Genomic DNA, 5,935 nt, shown 5'->3' on the forward strand with positions numbered 1-5,935 from the left:
GGCGGTGTCGCCCTTGACCCAGGGGTCGGCCTGGGTGACCCGCAGGTTGACGAAGTTGGGCAGGGTGATGCCGATGCCGCGACCGTTGAAGAGCAGGATTTTGACGTCCATGTTGTCTCGGAGAAAATAATGGTCGTCGCCCAGGGTCTCTTCGGTCAGGGTCACCTGCTCGTAGTTCTTGTTGTCCATGAAGACGTAGCCGCTTTCATCCTGGTAGAGAAACTGCATTTCGCGGTCTTCCAGGGCGGCCGGTTCGAAGCTCTCACCGGAGCGGTAGGTGCGGTCGAAGAGGGAGCCGGTGATCATGTTGCGCAACTTGCATTTATAGAGGGCCTGGCCCTTGCCGGGCTTGGTGAAGTCGAACTGGGCGATGACGTGGGGCTCACCGTCGATCATCAGCTTGAGTCCTTTTTTCAGGTCGGCGCAGTTGTACATGGTAAAGCTCCTTCTATTTTTTAATATTGAGTGGTCAGCAGGTAAGTGGAGATTTTTTAAAACGTAGCATTAAAACACAATCGATGCTTGCTTGTCACCGAAAAATTCGCCTGTGAACGATTGTGTCGCGACCGCTCTTTGTGCTACATTCACGCCGCCCAACACTTTCTCAAGGAGATCTTTCATGATTACGACCGCAGATTTCAAACGCGGCCTGGTTATCCAGCTCGACAACGCCCCCTGCCTGATTCTCGATTACACCACCCAGTCCCCGTCGGCCCGGGGCGGTAACACCCTGGTCAAGATCAAGTACCGCAACCTGCTGACCGCCCAGGTTCTTGAAAAAACCTTCAAGTCTGGCGACAAGGCCGACGAGGCTGACTTCGAACGACGCAAGGGGCAGTTTCTCTACGCGGCCGGCGACGGCGGCGTTTTCATGGACCTGGAAAACTACGAGCAGTACGAAATCAATGAAGAGCTCTTCGAGCCGGTGCAAGGCTTCCTGCTCGAGGGGGCCGATGTTCAGCTCGGTGTCTTCCAGGGCCGGGTGGTCAGCATCGACCCGCCGATGACCGTGGAGCTGACCGTCACCGAAACGGCGCCGGCAATCAGAAACGCCACCGCCACCGCCCAGACCAAGGAGGCCCTGCTCGAAACCGGGTTGCGGATTCAGGTGCCGGGATACCTGGAGTCCGGTGAACTTATCAAGGTCGATACCCGTGAAGGGCGTTTTGTCTCAAGAGCCTAGTAGATTCAGTGGTTTATCTGTTTAGAGGCCGCCCCTTTCCGGGGCGGCCTTTTTATCTGCCTACGAGGCGCCCCCGCTGCTGTCGGTGTTTTGCAATCATGCAAAAGCTCTTTGCGATCCCCTTTGCACGATTGCAAAACTTTGTTTTGAAAATCTCTAAGTGTCCTTTCTCCCTCGTTAATATCCACTGCAATTGCCGCTCTGTCGGGTTTGTCCCGCCCCATTGCCAAGGCGTAACAGGTGGTAGTTTTGCATTTGTGCAAAAAACAGCGATCGATGCGGACTGATTTTAATCCTCTACTGCCATGCGCAAGTAATTGAAATCATTATTTTAAAAAATAAAGCAAATTATTTTAAAACATTGGTATGGCCGTTGCTTTTCTGTATACACAAACACAGTCACTGGCGCTCGAAACCAGAAGGCGAGGCCGCAGGACATGTCAGGAAAAACACTTTGTCCCTACTTTAGAAAAAATGAAGATTATTGCGATGTCGGTTGCGGGTATATCTCGCCGCACGATGTGAAGATGATAGTTGATTACTGCAGTGCCCGCCACGCGGCATGTTCAAGGTTTCAGCAACTGGCTTCACAATTTCCGCAGCGCATCGAAAGAGAACGGCAGAAGATTTTTACCGGTGCAGCAGTTAACGAAAAACAGGGAGCGGGGGAAGGCATGGTTGACAGACCACAGAACGGAAGGCCCGAAGTGCCGTCGTTCAAAGCCAGATGGCCCCTCCCTTTCCAGATGAAGTATATGTCTCTCTATCACAGCGATACAGCCATCCACATCAAGGAGGAAAATGTCATGAGTAACCAGCAAATAAAAAACAAGGGTTGGACCGTAGTCATGGCCGGTACCGGCATCAACCTGGTCTTGGGTATCCTTTACGCCTACAGCATGCTTAAAGGCGACATCGGTAAACTGTTCAGCGGTGCCGGCGACCCCTATGCCACCGCCTGCCTCGCTTTTGCATTATCCATGATCCTTGGCGGCAAGATGCAGGACAAGGTTGGTCCCCGCCTGACCGCGATCCTCGGTGGCCTGCTGGTCGGCGCCGGCTTTATCGTCTGTTCCCAGACCTCCAACTACTGGGGCTGGGTCTTCGGCTTCGGCATCCTCGCCGGGCTCGGCTTCGGCTTCGGCTACTCCGCCGCAACGCCTCCCGCCCTCAAGTGGTTTTCCTCGGCCAAAACCGGTCTGATCGCCGGAATCGTCGTTGCCGGTTTCGGAATCGCGCCGGTTTACCTGGCCCCGGTCTGTAAATACCTGCTCGGCAGCTACGGCCTGCACAGCACCATGATGATTCTCGGCATCGCCTTTATCGCCATCGTCTGCGGCATGGCCATGTTTGTCACCAATCCCCCGGCGGGTTTTGTTCCCGAAGGTGCGCCGGCCGCCGGCAGCGCCGCCGCCAAGAAGAGTTCTGCGGCCGACAAAACCCCGATGGAAATGCTCAAGGAAGGTCGTTTCTACACCCTGTGGCTGACCTACTTCATCGGCGCCGGCGCCGGCCTGATGGTGATCGGCAGTATCGCCGGCATCGCCAAGAAAAGCATGGGTGAATATGCCTTTATCGCCGTGGCCGTCATGGCCGTTGGTAACGCCGCCGGCCGGGTTGTCGCCGGGGTTCTGTCCGACAAGATCGGTCGCGCCGCTACCCTGACCATCATGCTGGTCTTCCAGGCATGCCTCATGTTCGCCGCCATCGCGGTGGTTGGTAACGCCAACTCCAGTGCCGTCATCGTCACCCTGCTGGCGACCTTCATCGGCTTCAACTACGGCACCAACCTGTCCCTCTTCCCTTCCTTCGCCAAGGATTACTGGGGCAGCAAAAACTACGGCATGAACTACGGCATCCTCTTCTCCGCCTGGGGCGTTGGCGCCTTCGTGTTGGTCAAACTCTCGGCCGCTCTTACCGCCAAGTTCGGCAACTCCACGGTGTCTTTCACGGCGGCCGGTGTGATGCTGCTGGTCGGCGCCATGATGGCACTTTCACTCCGTCCCAAAACTGCCAAAGTGGCCGTCGAAGCTCCGGTCACCGCTTTCGAAGAAGATCTGGTTGTTCAGAAAGCCGACTGAACATAACCTCCCTACATTTTGATGCAAATCGCCCCGGCTCCCTCCGGGGCTTTTTTTTGCCCGAAAAGTGCTCGCGTCAAATGTTCGATCGAATGCACAAGCGAGATCATGGCGCCCCGGTCCTTCGCTTTCTGATTAAATTCCTTGTGGTGAGTAAAGAACTTGAAAAGATGGGCCTGGACCGGCTAAAGTCCCGCTTGGCCAACGGGGAAATGCCAACATGGTGCCGCCCAGGACATCTGCTGGATGTCGGCACTCTATGGTAAGATGAGATTCGGTCCTGATGGATATATAGGTTGAACGGAGAAGGAATGACAGAGCAGCAACGCATCTACATGACCATCAACTGCGCCGCGCGCCTGCGGGCCGAGTTGAAAGACCTGCTCTACGTGAAGCGCCCCGAGATGGTCAATACCGTCGCCTGGGCCGCCTCCAACGGAGATCGTTCGGAAAACGCCGATTACCACTACGGCAAACGCCGGTTGCGGCAGATCGACAGTCGCATTCATTTTCTGCAGAAGCGTCTGCATGCCGCAGAGGTCGTCGATCCACTCGAACAGAAAAATGTTGCCGGCGACCGGGTGCTGTTCGGCTGCACGGTAACGGTAGAAAACGAGGCCGGCGAAGAGAAGACCTTCAGCATCGTCGGTGTCGATGAGATCGATCTGTCCAAAGGTCATATCAGTTGGGTCTCGCCCATCGGTAAGGCGCTGCTTGGCCGTTCCGAGGGGGACCTGGTGGCGTTCAGGACACCCGGCGGCATGGAAGAGTTGGAGATCACCAAAGTTGCGTACCTGTCGCTGGATTGATCGTTGTTGCCGGAATGATGTGGCATGGTTTTTTAGCGAGGGGATGTCCAGGCGAGAAAAAGCTGGCGTCAAGTTTGAAGCAGGGTCGTTGGCGGGAGGAGCGATGTCGATGTCGGTACCTCCCGCAGTATTCGCGACGTTCTATTTTTTGGCACCGACAAACACGACATGTCGCAAACCGCCGCGGCCGGGCCGTTGGCTGCTGACTTCGAAACCGGCGCTGCGCAGTCGCTTGACGAAGCCTTCATCGTAATTTTCCCCCCAGATGGCAAACACCCCCTTGTTATTCAGGGCCTCCTTGGCAAAGTCGATGGCCCGGCTGCCGTAGAGCGGGTCGTTGCGCGAATCGGTGCGATAATGCGGCCCCTTGTAGAGGTCGAAGACGATGGCGTCGAAGCGCCCGACCGCTGATTCCTTCGCGGTGCGGCGCACCCGATCGGCGACATCGGTGATCTCGACGCTGACGCGGGGGTCGTTCACCGCGTTGTCGGTCAGTGCGGCTAGAGGGCCTTGGCACCACTTGAGAACCACCGGGTTGAGTTCGGCCACCACCACCTGCGCCGTCTCCGGCAGGCTGTCGAGCACGGCCTTGAGGGTAAAGCCCATGCCGAGGCCGCCGACCAGCACCCGCGGGGCCGGGTGGCTGCGCAGGTGTTTGCAGCCGAGTTGGCCGAGCACCACCTCGGAGCGGTTGGCCAGGCTGTTCATCAGCACCAGGCCGCCTACGGTGATCAGAAAATCGCGCTCATCGCGCTGGCGCAGTTCGAGCACCCCTTCGTCGGTGGGGATACTTTCGATGGTCTTCCAGGGTTTGGCCATGATGACACCTTAACGAGGGAAGCGGGGACGGTCATGACGACCATCCCCGCTCCTGTTTATTCATTGTTCCGGTTCCGCAATGTTCCGGAAATTATTACTCGGCTTCTTTCAGGTATTTGTAGTAGTCCGAATCGGTTGAAATGACCAACCGGCCATTGTCCTGGATCGCCTTCTTGTACGATTCCATGGTCCGCAAGAAAGCGTAGAACTCCTTGTCCTGGTTGTAGGCCTCGGCATAGATCGCCGCCGCCTCGGCATCCGCCGCGCCGCGCACCTCGAGCACTTTGCGGTAGGCTTCGGAACTGATCTCCTTCAGTTCGCGCCCCATCTTGCCGAGAATCTCGGCCTTTTCCCCCTCGCCTTCGGAGCGGTACTGGGCGGCGACCTTCTTGCGCTCGTTGATCATCCGCTCGTAGACCCTGACCCGAACCTGCTCCACGTAGTTGATCCGCTTGATCTGTACGTCGAGCAATTCGATGCCGTACTCGGGGGTGCTGGCCCGGGCTTTTTCCAGGATGTCGGCAAAAATCTCTTCGCGGCCGACCAGTTCTTCTTTTTTGATTTCGACGCCTTCGACCAGAAAGCGTTCTTCGCTGCTGTCCTGGGTTTTGTAGTCGCTGCCGCGCACCAGTTCGACCAGCAGGTGACCGGAGACCGCATCGCGCACTACCGAATCGATGATGTCGTCAAGGCGGCTCAGGGCGCCGCGCTCGGTGGCGACTGTCTTGTAGAAGAGCAGGGGGTCAATGATGCGCCAGCGGGCGGTGGTGTCGACCCAGATGAATTTCTTGTCCTTGGTCGGAATCTGGTTGGGATCGCCGTCCCATTTCAGAATCCGTTTTTCAAACCGGTTGACGTTCTGCACAAAGGGGATCTTCAGGTGCAGGCCGGGGCCGACCACGTCGCCTACCGGCTTGCCGAACTGGGTCAGGACCGCCTGTTCCGCTTCGTTAACCACGAAGAGGCTGCCCATGCCGATAACAATCAGGGCCGCTATGACCACAAAGAAAACGGGTGCTTTCATTATTTTGCCCCTCCTTCCA

6 protein-coding genes are annotated in these 5,935 nt (G+C 56.9%); 3 read left to right on the forward strand and 3 right to left on the reverse strand.

Annotation, left to right across the window (positions count from 1 at the left end; genetic code table 11):
- The coding region (locus tag ABYV89_RS13735; protein ID WP_432823510.1) for an elongation factor P at positions 1 to 435 on the reverse strand (435 nt) is incomplete at its 3' end.
- A 184-nt stretch (positions 436 to 619) separates the two neighbouring features.
- Between ABYV89_RS13735 and ABYV89_RS13740 the strand changes: the two genes are divergently transcribed.
- The 3 genes from ABYV89_RS13740 to greB all read left to right on the forward strand — a co-directional run bounded on the left by ABYV89_RS13740 (position 620) and on the right by greB (position 4,073).
- Positions 620 to 1,183 (forward strand): elongation factor P, encoded by a 564-nt coding sequence (locus tag ABYV89_RS13740; RefSeq protein WP_432823511.1) that lies wholly within the window; start codon positions 620 to 622, stop codon positions 1,181 to 1,183.
- Positions 1,184 to 1,989: 806 nt separating this feature from the next.
- Positions 1,990 to 3,264 (forward strand): L-lactate MFS transporter, encoded by a 1,275-nt coding sequence (locus ABYV89_RS13745; RefSeq protein WP_432823512.1) that lies wholly within the window; start codon positions 1,990 to 1,992, stop codon positions 3,262 to 3,264.
- 311 nt (positions 3,265 to 3,575) lie between these two features.
- Positions 3,576 to 4,073: a transcription elongation factor GreB gene (gene greB, locus ABYV89_RS13750; RefSeq protein ID WP_432823513.1), complete on the forward strand. Its 498-nt coding sequence runs from the start codon at positions 3,576 to 3,578 to the stop codon at positions 4,071 to 4,073.
- Between the two features lie 141 nt (positions 4,074 to 4,214).
- Here greB and ABYV89_RS13755 read toward each other — a convergent pair whose 3' ends face one another.
- Positions 4,215 to 4,892, reverse strand: coding sequence for a spermidine synthase (locus ABYV89_RS13755; protein WP_432823514.1), 678 nt, complete (start codon positions 4,890 to 4,892; stop codon positions 4,215 to 4,217).
- 94 nt (positions 4,893 to 4,986) lie between these two features.
- Positions 4,987 to 5,916: a protease modulator HflC gene (gene hflC, locus ABYV89_RS13760; RefSeq protein ID WP_432823515.1), complete on the reverse strand. Its 930-nt coding sequence runs from the start codon at positions 5,914 to 5,916 to the stop codon at positions 4,987 to 4,989.
- Between the last annotated feature and the right edge of the window lie 19 nt (positions 5,917 to 5,935).

Origin of the sequence: Trichloromonas sp. (assembly GCF_041583255.1) — a bacterium.
Classification (GTDB): Bacteria; Desulfobacterota; Desulfuromonadia; order Desulfuromonadales; family Trichloromonadaceae; genus Trichloromonas.

Coding starts and splice junctions, on each gene's coding strand:
- greB (WP_432823513.1), top strand. CDS start 3,576: ATGACAGAGCAGCAACGCATCTACATGACCATCAACTGCGCCGCGCGC.
- hflC (WP_432823515.1), bottom strand. CDS start 5,916: ATGAAAGCACCCGTTTTCTTTGTGGTCATAGCGGCCCTGATTGTTATC.
- ABYV89_RS13740 (WP_432823511.1), top strand. CDS start 620: ATGATTACGACCGCAGATTTCAAACGCGGCCTGGTTATCCAGCTCGAC.
- ABYV89_RS13755 (WP_432823514.1), bottom strand. CDS start 4,892: ATGGCCAAACCCTGGAAGACCATCGAAAGTATCCCCACCGACGAAGGG.
- ABYV89_RS13745 (WP_432823512.1), top strand. CDS start 1,990: ATGAGTAACCAGCAAATAAAAAACAAGGGTTGGACCGTAGTCATGGCC.